Raw genomic sequence first — 15,464 nt, 5'->3', positions numbered from 1 at the left:
GTCCCATCCTGCCCGGCCGCCCGGCCGCGCCGTAAGCGGGCCCTGACAGAAGTCAGTGCGCGATTCCTGCCTCGATGACGTGGTAGGCCGTCTCCGATAGCGGTCCGGTCTGCGAGACGACCGTGAGGCCCGCTCCCTCCAGCAGTTCCCGGAACTCGGCCTCGGTGCGCTCGCGGCCGCCGGTCGCGACGAGCATGTTGAGGTCGTTGCGGACGATGCCCGCCGATTCCGGCGCGACGATCTCCGGCATCACCTGCTCCAGGAGCAGCACCCTGGCGTCCGGGCCCATCGCGGCGCGGCAGTTCCGCAGGATCGCGGCGGCCTTCTCGTCGGGCCAGTCGTGGATGACGCTCTTGAGCACGTAGGCGTCGGCGCCCTTGGGGACGGCCTCGAAGAAGTCGCCGGGCACGATCTCGGCCCGGTCCGCGACGTCGGCGAGGGGGCCGGAGGCGTCGGCCAGCCCGGCGGGCAGGTCGAACAGGACGCCGTGAAGGCCGGGGTGGGCGCGCAGGATCGCGGCGAGCAGCGTGCCGTCCCCGCCGCCGAGGTCGGCGACCGTCCCGTAGCGGCCGAAGTCGTGCGCCCCGACGACCGCCGGCGCGACGTCGCGGGTGTGCTCGGCCATCGCCCGGTTGAAGGTCTCCGACATCTCGGCGTCCGAAGCGAAGAACTCGAACGGCGTCCTGCCGGTCATCCGCTCCCAGGCGTACTCCCCCGTACGCACGGTCTCGGCCATGCCGCCCCACGTCCGCCACACGTCCGGGCCGCAGAACAGCCTGATCAGCGAGCGGATCGAGTCGGGCGCGTCCGCGCGCAGCCGCCGCCCTTCCGCGGTGAGCGCGAACAGGTCCGGCTCCTTCTGCTCCACGACGCCGAGGCCGGCGAGGCCGCGCAGCAGCCGGTACAGGGACGGCGCGTGGGTGCCGGTCGCCTCCGCCAGCTCGGCGCTCGACCTCGGCCGGTCGTCGGTGAAGGCGTCCGCCACCCCCAGTTCGGCGGCGACGTGGACGATCTGCGCGTTCATGAACCCGAAGGCCGGCTCCATCAGCGGTGATCTCGGCATGGTCGGCTCCCTTCCTCGCCTCCGACGCTAGGAGGCCCGCGGAAGGGGCGTCTTGGACGTATGGAACCTCGGTGCCCGGGGCGCTCAGCCGGTGCGGGCGCGCAGCCAGCCGGCGGCGACCTCGATGTGGTCGTCGGTCAGGCCGGTCAGCGGATCGACCTCCACGAGCAGGTGGTCGGCGACGTCCGGCTCCCCGGCGATGCACTCGGTGGCGTCAGGCTCGTCCTCGAACCAGACGAACGGCCGGCCCTCCGCCCACGCGGCCACGTGGCGGGCCTTCCAGGCGCCCAGCGTGCGCCCCTCCGTGATACCGGGGAACCGCGGGATCGGCACGAACGGCAGTTCCGGGAGCCCGATGCGGGGGGCGATCCACTCGTTGGCGTTGTCGCACCAGTAGCTCGCCCAGGCCAGCTCGGCGCCCGTGGACTCGGCGAGGTCGAGAAGCGCCGCGCCGTGCCCCGGATAGAGCCACAGCTTGAACGTCATCCCGTTCGGGGAGCACTCGTGCCGCTGGAAGCCGCGGTGCGGCCGCTCGAACGGGTTGAGCACCCCGTCGACGTCCAGGAGAACCACCGGCGACCCCATATACGGACCGTACGGCATCCGGGGCCGCCCGTCGAAGGCCTTTTACCGTGCCCGGTCTTAGGCCGCCGCCACGCGGGCATCGTCCCTGCATGTGCCGCCTGTTCGGGATGACCACGGGAGGACCCCGCGTCCGCGCCACCTTCTGGCTGCTGGACGCCCCGGACAGCCTGCGCGCGCAGAGCCGCCGCATGCCCGACGGGACGGGCCTCGGCTGGTTCTCGCTGGGCGAGGAGCCCGTCCGCGACCGCGCGCCCGTCGCCGCGTTCCGGGACGCCGACTTCAACGCCGAGGCCCGGCACGTCGTGTCGCACACCTTCATCTCCCATGTCCGCTACGCGTCGACGGGCGCTCCCGACGTCCACAACTCCCACCCCTTCGTCATGGACGACCGGCTGTTCGCCCACAACGGGGTGGTCCGGGGCATCGACGTCCTCGACTCGTGGCTCACGGACGTGGACCGGGCGCCGATCCGGGGGCAGACCGACTCCGAGTCCGTGTTCGCCTACATCACGGCGGAGATCCGGCGCCGCGGCGACACGGCGACCGGGCTGATCGCGGCCGTCCGGCGCATCGCCGCCGAGTTGCCGATCTTCGCGCTGAACATCCTGCTGGCCGAGTCGGGGCGGCTGTGGGCGCTGCGCTACCCGGACACCCACGAGCTGTGGGTGATCACGCCCGAGCTGACCGAGCCGGGCGAGGAGCGCCACCTCGGCGAGGGCCGCGAGCAGGGCCGGATGAAGGTGGCCGCGCACCGGGAGCCGACCCCCGCCTGCGTCCTCGCCAGCGAGCGCCTGGACGACGACCCCGGCTGGCGGCTCCTCGACCCCGGCGAACTGCTCATGGTGGACGGCCTTGAGGCGTCCTCGGTGTTCCCGTTCGACGCGCCCGCGCACCCGTTGACGGTCGCCGACCTGTCGGGGGCCGAGTCGACCTCGCAGACCTGATCGTTTGTCACACCCGGGACGTAGAGTGGGCGGCCGAATCTGCTGAGGAGTCCCCATTGACCCGAGAACTGACGCTCATGGCCGTCCACGCCCACCCCGACGACGAGGTGCTGGGCACAGGCGGCCTGCTGGCCCGCAGTGCCGCCGAGGGCATCCGCACGGTTTTGGTCACCTGCACCAACGGCGAGCAGGGTGACGACTCCGGCGGCGTGAAGCCGGGCGAGCCCGGCCACGACGCCGAGGAGGTGGCCCGGCGCCGCCTCGCCGAGCTCCGCGAGTCGGCCTCCCTGCTCGACATCGGCCACCTGGAGCTGCTGGGCTACCGCGACTCCGGAATGGACGGCTGGTCCACCAACAGCGACCCGGCGGCGTTCGCGAACATCCCGCTGGAGCAGTCCGCCGGGCGGCTCGCCGCGCTGATGGAGCGCTACCGGCCGCAGGTGGTCGTCACCTACGACGAGAACGGCGGCTACGGGCACCCCGACCACATCCAGGCCCACCGGATCGCCCTCGCCGCCGCCGAACAGACCGGCATTCCCGACAAGCTCTACTACACGGCCATTCCGCGGTCGGGCATCAAGCAGATGTTCGAGGCCGTCCAGGCCGCGGGCGTCGACCTCGGCTTCGAACCGCCCGAGGACTTCGGCACCCCCGACGAGCTGATCACCAGCACCCTGGACGTCTCCGCCCACTTCGAGGCCAAGCGCGACGCGCTGCTGGCGCACGCCAGCCAGGGCGAGAACATCTTCCTGCTGAAGATGCCGGAGGAGATGCAGAAGGCGGCGTTCTCGTCGGAGTCGTTCATCCGCCACTACAACCGGATCAAGGCTCCCGCCCAGGAGGACGACCTGTTCGCGGGTCTCAGGTAGCGCGGCGCTGCGCCCTGAAGTGGTCGAGGACGTCCTGCCGCAGCAGGTAGCCGAACCCGGCCCGTTCGAGGCGCAGCGCGAGGCCCGCCCTGTCGGCGCCGAGCGCGGCCGCGGCGGCGCCCAGCCGCCAGTCGTGCTCGGCCAGCCGCTTGAGCAGGTACCCGCGCCTGACCTGCGCCTCCGAGAGCCGGAACGTCTTGAGGTAGGCGACGCGGCCGTCCCCGCCGGTGATGACCTCGCCGATGTGGTTCTCCCTGCCCAGCGCGAACGAGGGCAGGAACCGCGTCAGCTCGAACCCGTGCATCGACTGCACCGCCTGCCGCGAGCCGTCCGCGTCGAAGAGCCCGCCGGCCATGACCTCGTCGTGGAAGGCCGCCCACTCCGCCTCGCGGATCTGCGCCGCGACGCGCAGGTCGCCCAGCGTCCTGATCCCCGCGGCGTCGATCGGCGCGGACAGGTCCCCGGCGGGAGCGCCCAGCAGGCCGTACATGTAGACCAGTTCACCGAAGAGGTCCTCGACCAGCGTCGGGTGCAGCGCCCGGTAGTCGTCCGGGTGCGGCACGACGAACGCGCTCGCGAGGGCGTCGGCGACGTACACCAGAACGCCGCACTGCCCTGGATGGATCTCGAAGATGCGCAGCGCGTCCTCCAGGCCGCGGACCCTCCGTCCGAGGAAGGTCTCCTCGCAGCGCGGCGACAGGCCGTGCGCGACCGTCCTGCGCGACCACTCCTCCCAGGCGATCTCCGGGCCGCCGAAGTGCAGCGCCAGGTAGCCCTCGACGGCCAGGTGCAGCGGCAGGAAGCGGAGCCGGTCCTTGCCCGCCTTCCTGGCCATCCGCCGCGTGAACCGCACGGGCATGCGCGGCGGGGCGGCCCGGGTGTCGCGCTCCAGGAGGCGCGTCCCGTACGAGGCCGCCTGCGTCTGGTCGCCGTCGCTCCAGGTCGCGACGAAGGCGTGGGGGACGAACGAGACGTAGGCGGCGTCGCCGACGTCCACCACCGCCACCGGCTCCTCGAACGCCTTCCGGTGCAGCCGCAGGTGGGGGACGGGCTCGTCCCGGACGAGGGGGACGAGCCGTATCGAGCCCCACACCTGCGCGGGCCTCGTCTCCAGCCCGTCCAGCGCGAACGTCATGCGGGCTCCAGGAAGCGGGCGGTCCGGTCGGCGAGGTGCGCGCGCAGCTTCGGCAGGCCGACCCGCCCCTCGGCGAACCGGGCCAGCTCGACCAGCGTCGGCAGGTCCTCGGCGTCCCGGACGCCCGCGGTCGGCACGCCCGGCGCCAGCCGCCGCACGTCGAAGTCGTCGGCGTCGTACACCGGGTTCAGGTGCACGATCATGACCCGCTGGCCGGGGGCGCGCCGGTGGCCGGGGTCGAGGCGCGTGCGCCAGACGCGCAGGACGTCCGCGGCCAGCCCCGGCGGCGCGTTGTCCCAGCCGTCGGAGACGATGAGGAGCCGCTCGGGCCCGGTCTCCAGCGCGTCGATGATCCGGTGGCCGAGCGGCGTCGGACCGGACGGGTACGCCAGGAGCTCGTCGGTGCGTCCCGACGTCCACAGCGGCGTGTACTCCTTGGCGAGCATCTCCAGCAGGTAGTGCGCGGCGAGCGCGACCGCCAGCGGCCGCCTGCGCTTCTCCCCCGAGCCGAGCGAGGAGTAGCTGTCGTCCAGCACGGCCGTGACCCGTCCCCACGAGCCGCGGGCGGCCCCCGCGACGCGCCGCGCGGCGGTGCGCAGGGCCTGCGACAGCTCGGCCCGGCGCCGGGCCCTCTCGTCCAGGGGCAGGGCCAGCACGTACGACGCGAGCCTCGTCAGCGGCATCTCCCCCAGGTCGGCCCGCACGGCCTCGACCTTCGCCTCCCGCGCGCTCTCCTGGAGGCGCAGCCGCTCCAGCCGCGTCAGCTTGTGCTGGATCCGCTCCAGGAAGACGTCGCGCGGGATCCCGTGCTTGGCGGCGAACCCCTCCGCGACCGTGTACGGCAGCTCGTAGATCGCGGCCTGCTCGTAGTGCGCCCGCCGCCACTGCTCGTAGAGGGGCGTCCGGAACGCCTTGACTCCGGACGGCGCGAACAGGAACACCGGCTGCTCGCCCTGCAGCCGCAGATGCGCGTGGCGCACCGCGTCCTTCACCGCCGTCCGGTACTTCACGGAGTCGAACGCCGGGTCGCGGCGCCCGGCCATCCACTCGCGGATGATGGCGCGCGTCCGCCGGTTGTTCACACCGAGCCGCCGCAGGTCGCGGAACAGCCGGTACACCCGCTGCGGAGGCAGCCGCTCCAGCCGCCGCGCGATCAGCCGCCCCTCCTCCCGCCGCCGCTCGACCCCCACGTCGCCCGCGCGTGCCAGCAGGTTGCGGACGATGATCGCCGCGTTGTGGTCGTTGACGTCCAGCGCGAGCACCGCCGCGTACATGTCGCGGTAGTTCTCCAGCATGTACTCGTGCAGGAACTCCAGGCTGAGCCGCTGCTCCCCGGAACCGTGGTGGAACTCCCGCTGCCCTGTGGAGGTGATCGCCGCGTTCACGAACATCAGCACGTCCTCGCACGCGACGAGGTCGGCGAACGTCTCGCCCATCACTCCCCCGGTCGGTCGAAGGCGCCGGCCGGGGAATGGGGGCGCGAGCAGCGAAGCATCGCTTAAGAGGCAAGTTCCGGAAGTCGCACCGAAGTCCCGCGGCCGGCCCCCGCACCGTAACACCGCATTCTTCGCGAAGCCCCCGATTAATATTCCAGCCGCGAAGGGCGGTCCGCCTCCGGTGACGGACCGCGGGCGGGTCCGCCGTCGCGATGATCACGAGGGCGTGAAGCGCCGTCCTCGGTGGCGGGCGCGGGCTGGGGCGGCGGGGTCCAGGCGATGCCGGTGCGGGGGCGCCGGCCGGTGGTGAGGTACTCGAGCACCGCGCGGCGGGCCGTCGCCGCGCTCGTCCTCGCCTCGCGGACGGATCCACAACGCCTGACCGGAGCGGCCGGTAGGCAGGATCTCCCGGACGATCTCGTCGAAGAGCCCGCCGGCCTCTTCGGGACCGGCCGGCTCGTGGACGCTGACCAGATGGTCGATCAGCAGGAAGGCCATCGACGCATCATCCCAGTGGTCCGGTGCGGAGGATCCGTCGGCCGGAGGGCGTGCCGTCCGGCCGCGGGTCCGGGTCAGGGGCGGTAGGTGCCGAAGTACCACTCGTTGCCGTCGGGGTCGCGGGCCGCGTAGTCGCGGGAGCCGTAGTCCTGGTCGGTGAGCTCGCGGAAGATCTCCGCCCCCGCCGCCTTGGCGCGGTCGTGGTGGGCGTCGGGGTCGTCGATCGCGACGTAGACGGCCGCCTTGGCGGTGCCGGCGGGCCCGAACATGATGAGGCCGGTGTCGTAGCGCATCTCGGCGTGGACGATGGCGCCCTTGTCGTCCTTGTGGACGTCGATGGGTTCGAAGCCGAACGCCTTCTCCAGCCAATCGAGCGCCTTCGCCGGATCGGCCGCCCGGATGAGCGGGTAGAAGGTGCGGCGTATCTCGCTGGTCATGTCGTCCTCCCTTTTTCTGGGATGCCCAGTCTGCGGGGAGCGGATCCGGCCGTCTTGGACGAATGTGACCTCGGCGGTCAGCGGCGGGCGGCGTCGCGTTCGGCGGCGAGGCGGCGCGTCTCCGGAGAGACCGGCGCGCCGAGGATCGCGGCGACGACGTCGACCAGGTAGCTGGTGAACAGGCGGTCGTCGGTGCGGGGGCCGGAGCGGGCGCGGCGGGCCAGCTCGATCGCGGCGTACAGGATGGCGGTGAAGCGGCGGTGCAGCCGGGCCGCGTCCTCCTCCAGGAGGGGTTCCACCAGGGTCCGCCAGCGGCAGAGGCTGTCGCGGGGATCGTCCAGGACCGCGACGGGGACGAGCGGGTCAGGGCGGTTCAGCACGTCCGCCCAGATCTGCAGGTAGGCGCGGCCCGACGCGTCGCCGAGGCGGGCCGCCATGGGGCGGACGAGGGCCGCCGCCAGGGGGCGGACGCCCTGCTCGCCGTCCTCGTAGGCGTCGAGCAGGGCGTGCCGGCGGGCCTCGACCTCGGGGGCGTGCCGGGCGAAGATCGCACGCAGGATCCCGGCGCGGTCCCCGAAGTGGTACTGGACGGCCGTGGCGTTGCGGGCGCCGGCCTCCTGGAGGATCTCGCGGAGGCTGACGGCGTCCACGCCGCGGGCGGCGTAGAGGGTCTCGGCGGCGTCCAGCAGTCGTTCCCGTGTGTCACTCATTGCCGATCGCATGCTCCAGGGCCTCGGCGAAGCGCTCGCGGGCCGCCGCCCGCCGGGTGGGCAGGTGGCCGGACGGCCACAGGCCCTCCACGGGCTCGACGTCGCGCAGCAGCTGCCGGGCCACGGTGATCTTGTGGACCTCGGTGGGGCCGTCGGCGATGCCCATCGCCTCCGCCCCCATCATCATGGCGGCGAACGGCATGTCGTTCGACACGCCGAGCGCGCCGTGCAGGTGCATCGCGCGCTGGACGACGTCGTGGTACACCTTCGGCATCGCGGCCTTCACGGCGGCGATGTCCTTGCGGACCCTCCTGTAGTCGCGGTGCTTGTCGATCAGCCAGGCGGTGCGCAGCACGAGCAGCCGGAACTGCTCGATCTCGATCCAGCTGTCGGCGATCTTCTCCTGGGTCATCTGCATCTTGGCGAGCGGCCCGAACCGGGTCTGCCGGGAGACGGCGCGCTCGCACATCATGTCGAACGCCTTGCGGACCTGCGCGATCGTCCGCATCGCGTGGTGGATGCGGCCGCCGCCGAGGCGGGTCTGGGCGATGGCGAACGCGCCGCCCTCGTCGCCGAGGAGGTTCTCGGCCGGCACCCGGACGTTCTCGTAGCGCAGGTAGCCGTGGGAGCCCTCGCGCTCGCCGCCGACGCCCACGTTCCGCACGGTGACCAGGCCGGGCGCGTCGGCGGGCACGATGAACATCGACATGCCCTCGTAGGCGGACACGTCGGGGTTCGTCACGGCCATCACGATCAGGAAGGTCGCGTGGCGGGCGTTGGAGGAGAACCACTTCTCGCCGTCGATGACCCAGCCGTCCCCGTCGCGGACGGCGCGTGTGGTGAACAGGGTCGGGTCGGCTCCCCCGTGCGGCTCGGTCATCGAGTACGAGGAGGAGATCTCGCCGTCCAGGAGGGGGCGCAGGTAGCGCTCCTTCTGCTCGGGCGTGCCGAAGTGGGCGATGATCTCGGCGTTGCCGGAGTCGGGCGCCTGGCAGCCGAACACCGACGGCGCCCAGCGGGAGCGGCCGAGGATCTCGTTCAGCAGCGCGAGCCGCACCTGCCCGTACCCCTGGCCGCCCAGTTCGGGGCCCAGGTGGCACGCCCACAGGCCCTTCTCGCGCACCTGGTCCTGGAGGGGCCGCACGAGCCGCTTGTAGCGGGGGTCGGCCTTGTCGTAGGGGTCGCCGAGCACCAGGTCGAGGGGCTCGACCTCGTCCCGGACGAAGGCGTCCGCCCAGTCGAGAAGTTCCTGGTAGGCGGGGTCGGTCTCGAAGTCCCAAGCCATGGCGAGCCTCCTCGGTCGTGTCCCCCGATAATCGGCGTACCTCAGTAAGTAATGCAAGTGCATGACTGTTACTCTCCGGTACATCAAGCGTCGGAAAGGGACCGCCGTGCAGCCTGAGCAGATCGACCGCGCCCTCGTGGACTTCGACGTCCTGGCCGGGTGGATGGAAGGCCGCGGCCTGCCGGGCGGCCCGTTCGAGGACGTCGAGCGGCTGACGGGGGGCACCCAGAACACGCTGGTCCGGTTCCGGCGCGGCGGCCGCGACTACGTGCTCAGGCGGGGGCCGGGCCACCTGCGCGCGAAGACGAACGAGGTCCTGCGGCGGGAGGCCCGTGTGCTGGGGGCGCTCGACGGGACCGACGTCCCCGCGCCGCGCCTCATCGCGGCCTGCCCTGACGAGACCGTCATGGGCGGCGCGGTCTTCTACCTGATGACGCCCGTCAACGGCTTCAACGCCTCGGTCACGCTGCCCGAGCTCCACGCCCGGGACGCGTCCGTCCGGCGCGAGATGGGCCTGAACGCGGCGCGGGCGCTGGCGGCGCTGGGCGCGGTCGACCACGAGGCGGTCGGCCTCGGCGACTTCGGCAAGCCCGAGGGCTTCCTGGAGCGGCAGGTGGGCCGCTGGATGTCCGAACTCGACTCCTACGGCGCGCTGGACGGCTACCCCGGACCGGACATCCCCGGCCTGGACGACGTCGCCCGGTGGCTGGAGCAGCACCGCCCCAAGGCGTGGCGCCCCGGGATCATGCACGGCGACTACCACCTGGCCAACCTCATGTACTCCTTCGACGGCCCGGAGGTCGCCGCGATCGTCGACTGGGAGATGTGCACGATCGGCGACCCGCTGCTGGACCTCGGCTGGCTGCTGGCCACCTGGCCGGACCGTGCCGACCAGAGCGCCGCCCTGGCCGGCCCCCTCGGCGCGGCCGGCGGCCTGCCGACCGCCGAGGAGCTGGTCGAGGTCTACGCCGAGCGGGCTGACGCCGTCGAGGGGCGCGACCTGTCGTCCATCACCTGGTACGCGGTGCTGGCCTGCTTCAAGCTCGGCATCGTCCTGGAGGGCACGCACGCCCGCGCGTTCGCGGGCAAGGCCCCCAAGGAGACCGGCGACCTGCTCCACTCGATCACGCTCGGCCTCTTCGCCCGGGCCCGCGGCTTCATCGGCTCCTGAGGCCCCCTCGCGCCGGTGATCGGGAACTGCCAGGATCTCCCTCGCACGAGGAGGTGCGATGGAGATCCGTAAGGGCGGGCCCGGCGACGCGCCGGTGATGTTGGCGATGCTGGACGGGGCGGTGGCGTGGCTCGCCGCCAACGGCCGCACGGGGCAGTGGGGCAGCGAGCCGTGGTCGGAGGATCCGCGCCGCGTCGAGCGGATCACCGGCATCGCCCGCGACGACGAGATCTGGGTGGCCGAGGTCGGCGGGCGGCCCGCCGGCGTCATGGCGGTCGCGTCCGGGCCCCCGCACTACGTCGACCCGGTCGAGGAGCCGGAGCTGTACATCACCCTCCTGGTCACCGACCGCGCGTTCGCCGGGCACGGGGTGGGCGGCGCGCTGATCGCCAAGGCGAGGGACGAGGCCGGGGCGAAGGGCGTCGGCCTGCTGCGCGTCGACTGCTACGGCGGCGACGACGGGCGGCTGGTGGATTACTACCGGAGCAACGGGTTCGAGACGGACGCCGCGTTCGCCGTGGGCGACTGGCCGGGGCGGGTCCTGTCCCAGCGTGTCGGCGGGTAGGCGCGCCCCTGCTTGCAAAACCGCGCGGCCCGTCGCAGCCTGGAAGTGACCGGTGCGAACGGGGCAGTCGGTGACGCCCTTACGCCGCACGGACGGCGACCGAGCCGCTCGCCTCGTTCCGCCGGTCGGAACCTCATGTCGCATTCCCGCCAGCCAGGCGCCACTGCCACGGGCAAGGCTTGGGACATGCACAGGAACTTCCGCTTCGGCGTGGTGGGCGAGTCGATCCGCTCGGGCGCGGAACTGGCCGAGACGTCCCGCCGCGCCGAAGAGCTGGGTTACGACGTCCTGACGTTGCGGGACCACTTCGTCGCCGAGCCGTTCGGCGAGCAGCTCGCGCCCATGGTGGCGCTGGCCTCCGCAGCGTCCGCGACGACCACGCTGCGGCTGGGCACGATGGTGCTCTCCAACGACTTCCGGCATCCGGTGATGCTCGCCAAGGAGGCCGCCACCCTCGACCACCTGTCGGGCGGGCGTTTCGAGTTGGGCGTCGGCGCGGGCTGGCTGCGCGAGGAGTACGAGGCCGCCGGGATGCCGTTCGACCGGGCCGGGACGCGGGTCGGGCGGCTGGAGGAGTCGCTGCGGATCCTGCGCGGCCTGCTGAGCGGCGAGAAGACCACGTTCGCCGGGGAGCACTACGCGGTCGACGGCCTGACGGTGTTCCCGCGCCCGGAGCGCCGCCCGCCCCTCGTCGTGGGCGCGGGCAGCCGGCGCATGCTCGGCATCGCCGGCCGGTACGCCGACACGGTCGGGATCCTCCCACGCGCCCTGCCCGAGGGGACGATCTCCGACGAGGTCTCCGAGCGCCTCCCGGACACCATCGCCCGCAAGGTCGACTGGGTCCGCGAGGCGGCGGGAGAGCGGGACGTCGAGCTGAGCATGATGGTGACGCCCGCGTTCGGCCCCGACCCCCGCCGCGCCGCCGCGAAGGTCGCGGTCACGCGCGGCTGGGGCACGTCGTCGGCCGAACTGGTCCTCGGCATGCCGTCCCAGTTCGTGGGCCCGCCCGAGCACGTCGCCGAGCAGATGCTGGCCCGCCGCGACCGCTTCGGCTTCACCTACTACCAGGTCTCGGACACCGTCATGGAGGCGTTCGCCCCCGTCATCCCGCTCCTGGCCTCCTAGGCGGGGGCGGCGAAGCCGGCGTTCATGGCGAGGCTCAGCTCCGGTTCGGTCAGCCGGCCGCCCTCCAGGGTGTCGACGATGCGGCCGTGCTGGAGGACGACGACGCGGTGGCACAGCTCGACCAGTTCGGCGAGGTCGCTGGACGCGATCAGCACCACCTTCCCGTCGTCGGCGAGGTCGCGGACGATGTCGTGCAGCTCGGTGCGGGCGCCGACGTCCACGCCGCGCGTCGGGTCGTCCAGCGCGAGGACGGCCGGGTCGGCGTCCAGCCATTTGGCGAGGACGGCCTTCTGCTGGTTGCCGCCGGACAGGTTCCCCGCCCGGTCGTGGACGTCGCCGCGCACCCGCAGCCGCTCCATGCGGCCGCGGGAGCGCTCGACGAGGCGGGACCGGCGGGGCATGATCCCGCCGCGCCCCTGCCCGAGCCAGCTCACTGACGTGATGTTCTCCCACAGTGTCTTGTCGAGCATCAGCCCCCGGCCCTTGCGGTCGCCGGAGATGTAGGCGACGCCCGCGGTGACGGCGTGCCGGGCGGAGCGGGGCGAGCGCCCGTCCGGCAGCCGGACCGTGCCCGACGACGGCCGGGCCCGCCCGCACACGGCGTCCAGCACGGCGAGGTGGCCGGAGCCCTGCAGCCCTGCCAGGCCGACGATCTCGCCGCCCCGCACGGTGAGGGAGACGTCGCGCAGCCGACCCGGTACGGTCACGCCGGTGAGGGCGACCGCCGCCCCGCCGGGGCGGCGCGGGGCGGCGGTCGCGGCGGCCGCGTGCCGGGCGGGCTGCCCGAGCATCGCGGTGACCAGGGAGTCCAGGCCGACGCCGGCCGCGGGCTCGCCCGGCAGCACGACCCGGCCGTCCCGCAGGACGGTGACCCGGTCCGCGACCCGCATGACCTCCTCCAGGAAGTGCGAGATGTACAGGACGGCGAGGCCCCGCTCGGCCAGCCGCCGGGTGACGGCGGCGAGCCGCGCGGCGGCGTCGCGGGGCAGCGCCGAGGTCGGCTCGTCCAGGATCAGGACACGGGGGTGCTGCAGGAGCGCCCGGCAGATCTCCAGGAGTTGCCGGTCGGCGAGGGGCAGCTCGCCGACCTTCGCGTGCGGCGGCGGGTCCAGGCCCAGCTCGGCCAGGACGGGCTCGGCCAAGCGCCGCATCTCCCGCGTGCTGACCAGGCCCCCGCGCCGCGGCGCCCCGTAGGGGAAGAGGTTCTCCAGCACGGTCAGGTCGTCGTAGGTCATCAGCTCCTGCGACACGATCGCGACGCCCTGCGCCGCGGCCTGCCGCGCGTCGGCGAACCGGACGGGGACGCCGTCCAGCTCGACGGTGCCGCCCCCGGGCCGCACCACCCCGGAGATGATCTTCACGAGGGTGGACTTGCCCGCACCGTTCTCGCCGACGAGCGCGTGCACCTCCCCCGCGTCCAAGGTGATGCCGACGCCGTCGAGGGCGGTGACCCCGCCGTAGTGCTTGACCAGGCCGGAGGCGACCAGCATCTCAGGACCTCCCGGCGCCGCGGCTCCGCCGCATCAGCGGGCCTCCTTCAGCGGGCGCATGCCGGCGCCGGGGTTCGCCAGCAGCTTGTCCAGCTGCGGCTTGTACCACTGGTAGGCGTTCTGGACCGACTGCTGCCGTTTGATGATCTCGTCGATGTTGGACGAGTCCATGACGAGCCCGGGCGTCTTGAACCAGCCGTCCGGGAGCTTGCCGTCCTTCTCCCGCACCGACGTGATGAGCGTCGCGGTCGCCACGTACCCCTTGAGGTAGTGCTCGGGGTCGACGCCCGCGAAGTTGGTGCCCTTCTTGATGTACTCCAGGGTCTTCGGGTCCACGTCGAAGCCGGCGGTGAGGTACTTGCCCTTCTTCTGCTCCTTGAGGCGGCCGAGGTTGTAGCTGTCGGCGTCGCCCACGCCGAGGAACGCCAGCGCGGCGGGGTTCGCGTTCACCTGCGACTGCCAGGCGCCGTAGTTCTGGGCCGGGTCGCTGTAGGTCTGGAACGGGCCGAGGACGCGGATGCCGGGCGCCAGCTTCGCGAACGTGTCCTTGATGCCCTTGGCCCGGCTGTCGAGGACGGGCGTCCCCGGGTTCGGCACGCCGACGACCACGGTGCCCTTGGCATCCTCGCCGAGCTTCTTCACCGTCGCCTCGGCGAGCAGCCCGCCGAGCTCGTAGTTGTCGTTGCCGACGTAGAAGCCGATCTTGCTGCCGTCGGTCGGCGCGGTGTCGAGCGCGACGATCGGGACGCCCTTGTCCACGGCCTGCGCGGCGGGGCGGGTGAAGATCGGCGGGTCGAGGTTCTCCAGGACGATCCCGTCCGGGTGGGTGACGGTGAGGTTCTGGAACAGCTGCTGCTCGGCGGGCCCGTCGGTGTTGGGCGGGCCGACGACCTTGAAGTCGATGTTCCCGGCCTGCCTGGACGCCTCCGTCGCGCCCTCGTACATCTCCCGGGCGAAGTTGAGGCTGTAGTTGGCGACGGCGATGCCCATCCGGAGCCGCTCGCCCTTGCCGGAGCCGCCGCCGTCACCGCAGGACGCGGTGGAGAGGGCGGCGCCGAGCACGAGGGCGAGGGCCGCCGCGACGGGCCCGCGGGGACGCGGGGTCATGGGTTCCTCCCAGGTGAGCGCAGGTCACGGACGCGGCGCAGCAGCGGCGCGGCGCCGACGGCGACGAGGATCACGCCGCCGGTCGCGAAGGTCGTCCAGTTGATGGGGACCTCGAAGAACACCAGCGCCGCGGTGACGGCGCCGAGGATGAGGGTGCCCGCCGCGGCGCCGAGGACGGAGCCGGTTCCGCCCTTCAGCGGGGTGCCGCCGATGATGGCCGCGGCGATGGCCGTGAGCTCGTAGCCCTGGCCGATGGTGGGGTCCCCGGCGATGAAGAACGCCAGGGCGAGGACGGCCGCGACGCCCGCCATGAGCCCCGACAGGGCCAGCGCGGCGACGCGGGTCCGGGTGACGGGCAGCCCGCCGAACTCGGCCGCCTCCGGGTTGGAGCCGATGGCCCGCACCCGCGCACCGAACCGCGTCCGGGTGAACACGACGGTCAGCACCGCGACGGCGAGCACGAAGACCCACACCGCGTTCGGGACGCCGAGCGACTCGCCGCCGCCGAGCATGGTGAAGAACGCGTGGTCCTGCGGCAGGTCCGTGATCTGCTTGCCCTCGGCCAGCGCCAGCCCCACGCCGCGCAGCAGCATCGACGTGGCGAGCGTGACGATGAACGAGGGCAGCCGCAGATACGTGGTCACGGCGCCGTTCAGGGCGCCGATGGACGCCGACAGCGCGAGCACCGCCAGGGCCGCCGCCCACGGGTTCCAGCCGTCCCGGATGAGCAGGGCGCCGACGACGACGCCCATCGCGTACATGCCGCCGACCGACAGGTCGACCTCCCGCATCGCCAGCGCGAACACCATCCCGCAGGCCATCAGCCCGACGTAGACGGAGTTGTGCGCGGTCGTCAGCAGGTTGCCGGTGCGCAGGAAGTCCGGCTGGAGCAGGCCGACGCCCAGCACCAGCAGGATGAGCACGCCGACGACGCCGGCCTCGTCGGGGATCGGCCGCCGGAGGCGGGGGCGCCGCGCCGGTGGCGCGTCCTTGTTCTCCGAGGCCGGCCCGGCCGCGGGCTTTCGTACGGACATGCGGCGAGCA

16 protein-coding genes are annotated in these 15,464 nt (G+C 72.9%); 5 read left to right on the top strand and 11 right to left on the bottom strand.

Annotated features, from left to right (window positions below; all coding sequences use genetic code 11):
• Positions 1–52: 52 nt before the first annotated feature.
• Both K4S16_RS41085 and K4S16_RS41080 read right to left on the bottom strand, forming a co-directional pair.
• Positions 53–1,063, bottom strand: coding sequence for a methyltransferase (locus tag K4S16_RS41085; RefSeq protein WP_149264516.1), 1,011 nt, complete (start codon positions 1,061–1,063; stop codon positions 53–55).
• A gap of 84 nt (positions 1,064–1,147) precedes the next feature.
• Entirely contained in the window at positions 1,148–1,648 is a 501-nt protein-coding gene (locus tag K4S16_RS41080) for an HAD domain-containing protein (protein ID WP_149264515.1), read from the bottom strand.
• A gap of 89 nt (positions 1,649–1,737) precedes the next feature.
• On the opposite strand from K4S16_RS41080, the gene K4S16_RS41075 reads away from it, so the two are divergent.
• A complete protein-coding gene (locus tag K4S16_RS41075; RefSeq protein WP_149264514.1) occupies positions 1,738–2,592 on the top strand; it encodes a class II glutamine amidotransferase in 855 nt (284 codons plus the stop codon).
• 56 nt (positions 2,593–2,648) lie between these two features.
• Positions 2,649–3,461 carry a PIG-L family deacetylase gene (locus tag K4S16_RS41070; protein ID WP_200842412.1) on the top strand — a complete coding sequence of 271 codons (813 nt, stop codon included), beginning with the start codon at positions 2,649–2,651 and terminating at the stop codon, positions 3,459–3,461.
• Here the strand turns inward: K4S16_RS41070 and K4S16_RS41065 are convergent.
• The 6 genes from K4S16_RS41065 to K4S16_RS41040 form a co-directional block, all read right to left on the bottom strand.
• A complete protein-coding gene (locus tag K4S16_RS41065; protein WP_149264513.1) occupies positions 3,454–4,596 on the bottom strand; it encodes a hypothetical protein in 1,143 nt (380 codons plus the stop codon). The genes K4S16_RS41070 and K4S16_RS41065 overlap by 8 nt on opposite strands.
• Positions 4,593–6,032 carry a hypothetical protein gene (locus K4S16_RS41060; protein WP_149264512.1) on the bottom strand — a complete coding sequence of 480 codons (1,440 nt, stop codon included), beginning with the start codon at positions 6,030–6,032 and terminating at the stop codon, positions 4,593–4,595. The genes K4S16_RS41065 and K4S16_RS41060 overlap by 4 nt, the downstream gene beginning before the upstream one ends.
• Positions 6,033–6,248: 216 nt before the next feature.
• On the bottom strand, positions 6,249–6,530 hold the full coding sequence (locus tag K4S16_RS41055; RefSeq protein ID WP_149264511.1) for a hypothetical protein: 282 nt from the start codon (positions 6,528–6,530) through the stop codon (positions 6,249–6,251).
• Between the two features lie 74 nt (positions 6,531–6,604).
• A complete protein-coding gene (locus tag K4S16_RS41050; RefSeq protein ID WP_149264510.1) occupies positions 6,605–6,967 on the bottom strand; it encodes a VOC family protein in 363 nt (120 codons plus the stop codon).
• A gap of 77 nt (positions 6,968–7,044) precedes the next feature.
• Positions 7,045–7,677, bottom strand: coding sequence for a TetR/AcrR family transcriptional regulator (locus tag K4S16_RS41045; RefSeq protein ID WP_235037397.1), 633 nt, complete (start codon positions 7,675–7,677; stop codon positions 7,045–7,047).
• Positions 7,670–8,962, bottom strand: coding sequence for an acyl-CoA dehydrogenase family protein (locus tag K4S16_RS41040; RefSeq protein WP_149264508.1), 1,293 nt, complete (start codon positions 8,960–8,962; stop codon positions 7,670–7,672). The genes K4S16_RS41045 and K4S16_RS41040 overlap by 8 nt, the downstream gene beginning before the upstream one ends.
• A gap of 106 nt (positions 8,963–9,068) precedes the next feature.
• On the opposite strand from K4S16_RS41040, the gene K4S16_RS41035 reads away from it, so the two are divergent.
• From K4S16_RS41035 to K4S16_RS41025, 3 genes are all read left to right on the top strand, one after another.
• On the top strand, positions 9,069–10,133 hold the full coding sequence (locus K4S16_RS41035) for a phosphotransferase family protein (protein WP_308801001.1): 1,065 nt from the start codon (positions 9,069–9,071) through the stop codon (positions 10,131–10,133).
• A gap of 58 nt (positions 10,134–10,191) precedes the next feature.
• Positions 10,192–10,698 (top strand): GNAT family N-acetyltransferase, encoded by a 507-nt coding sequence (locus K4S16_RS41030; protein ID WP_149264506.1) that lies wholly within the window; start codon positions 10,192–10,194, stop codon positions 10,696–10,698.
• 186 nt (positions 10,699–10,884) lie between these two features.
• Positions 10,885–11,823: a TIGR03621 family F420-dependent LLM class oxidoreductase gene (locus tag K4S16_RS41025; RefSeq protein ID WP_160161214.1), complete on the top strand. Its 939-nt coding sequence runs from the start codon at positions 10,885–10,887 to the stop codon at positions 11,821–11,823.
• On the opposite strand, the gene K4S16_RS41020 is transcribed toward K4S16_RS41025, so the two are convergent.
• From K4S16_RS41020 to K4S16_RS41010, 3 genes are read right to left on the bottom strand one after another with little or no spacing between them, the layout of a single operon-like run.
• The gene (locus tag K4S16_RS41020) at positions 11,820–13,313 is read right to left on the bottom strand and encodes a sugar ABC transporter ATP-binding protein (RefSeq protein WP_149264504.1); all 1,494 of its coding nucleotides are present in this window, start codon (positions 13,311–13,313) and stop codon (positions 11,820–11,822) included. The genes K4S16_RS41025 and K4S16_RS41020 overlap by 4 nt on opposite strands.
• A gap of 33 nt (positions 13,314–13,346) precedes the next feature.
• Positions 13,347–14,420 carry a sugar ABC transporter substrate-binding protein gene (locus K4S16_RS41015; protein ID WP_149264503.1) on the bottom strand — a complete coding sequence of 358 codons (1,074 nt, stop codon included), beginning with the start codon at positions 14,418–14,420 and terminating at the stop codon, positions 13,347–13,349.
• Positions 14,417–15,454, bottom strand: coding sequence for an ABC transporter permease (locus tag K4S16_RS41010; protein WP_149264502.1), 1,038 nt, complete (start codon positions 15,452–15,454; stop codon positions 14,417–14,419). Before K4S16_RS41010 ends, K4S16_RS41015 begins: the two co-directional genes overlap by 4 nt.
• Between the last annotated feature and the right edge of the window lie 10 nt (positions 15,455–15,464).

The organism is Actinomadura sp. K4S16, from assembly GCF_008327685.1.
Lineage (GTDB): Bacteria > Actinomycetota > Actinomycetes > Streptosporangiales > Streptosporangiaceae > Spirillospora.
The sequence above is the reverse complement of the archived record's forward strand: the minus strand, read 5'-3'. Positions and strand labels throughout refer to the sequence as shown.

Excerpts from the sequence above, each read along its gene's own strand:
- K4S16_RS41010 (WP_149264502.1), bottom strand. The coding sequence starts at position 15,454 with ATGTCCGTACGAAAGCCCGCGGCCGGGCCGGCCTCGGAGAACAAGGAC.
- K4S16_RS41050 (WP_149264510.1), bottom strand. The coding sequence starts at position 6,967 with ATGACCAGCGAGATACGCCGCACCTTCTACCCGCTCATCCGGGCGGCC.
- K4S16_RS41025 (WP_160161214.1), top strand. The coding sequence starts at position 10,885 with ATGCACAGGAACTTCCGCTTCGGCGTGGTGGGCGAGTCGATCCGCTCG.
- K4S16_RS41075 (WP_149264514.1), top strand. The coding sequence starts at position 1,738 with ATGTGCCGCCTGTTCGGGATGACCACGGGAGGACCCCGCGTCCGCGCC.
- K4S16_RS41080 (WP_149264515.1), bottom strand. The coding sequence starts at position 1,648 with ATGGGGTCGCCGGTGGTTCTCCTGGACGTCGACGGGGTGCTCAACCCG.
- K4S16_RS41015 (WP_149264503.1), bottom strand. The coding sequence starts at position 14,420 with ATGACCCCGCGTCCCCGCGGGCCCGTCGCGGCGGCCCTCGCCCTCGTG.
- K4S16_RS41065 (WP_149264513.1), bottom strand. The coding sequence starts at position 4,596 with ATGACGTTCGCGCTGGACGGGCTGGAGACGAGGCCCGCGCAGGTGTGG.
- K4S16_RS41055 (WP_149264511.1), bottom strand. The coding sequence starts at position 6,530 with ATGGCCTTCCTGCTGATCGACCATCTGGTCAGCGTCCACGAGCCGGCC.
- K4S16_RS41060 (WP_149264512.1), bottom strand. The coding sequence starts at position 6,032 with ATGGGCGAGACGTTCGCCGACCTCGTCGCGTGCGAGGACGTGCTGATG.
- K4S16_RS41085 (WP_149264516.1), bottom strand. The coding sequence starts at position 1,063 with ATGCCGAGATCACCGCTGATGGAGCCGGCCTTCGGGTTCATGAACGCG.
- K4S16_RS41040 (WP_149264508.1), bottom strand. The coding sequence starts at position 8,962 with ATGGCTTGGGACTTCGAGACCGACCCCGCCTACCAGGAACTTCTCGAC.
- K4S16_RS41030 (WP_149264506.1), top strand. The coding sequence starts at position 10,192 with ATGGAGATCCGTAAGGGCGGGCCCGGCGACGCGCCGGTGATGTTGGCG.
- K4S16_RS41045 (WP_235037397.1), bottom strand. The coding sequence starts at position 7,677 with ATGAGTGACACACGGGAACGACTGCTGGACGCCGCCGAGACCCTCTAC.
- K4S16_RS41020 (WP_149264504.1), bottom strand. The coding sequence starts at position 13,313 with ATGCTGGTCGCCTCCGGCCTGGTCAAGCACTACGGCGGGGTCACCGCC.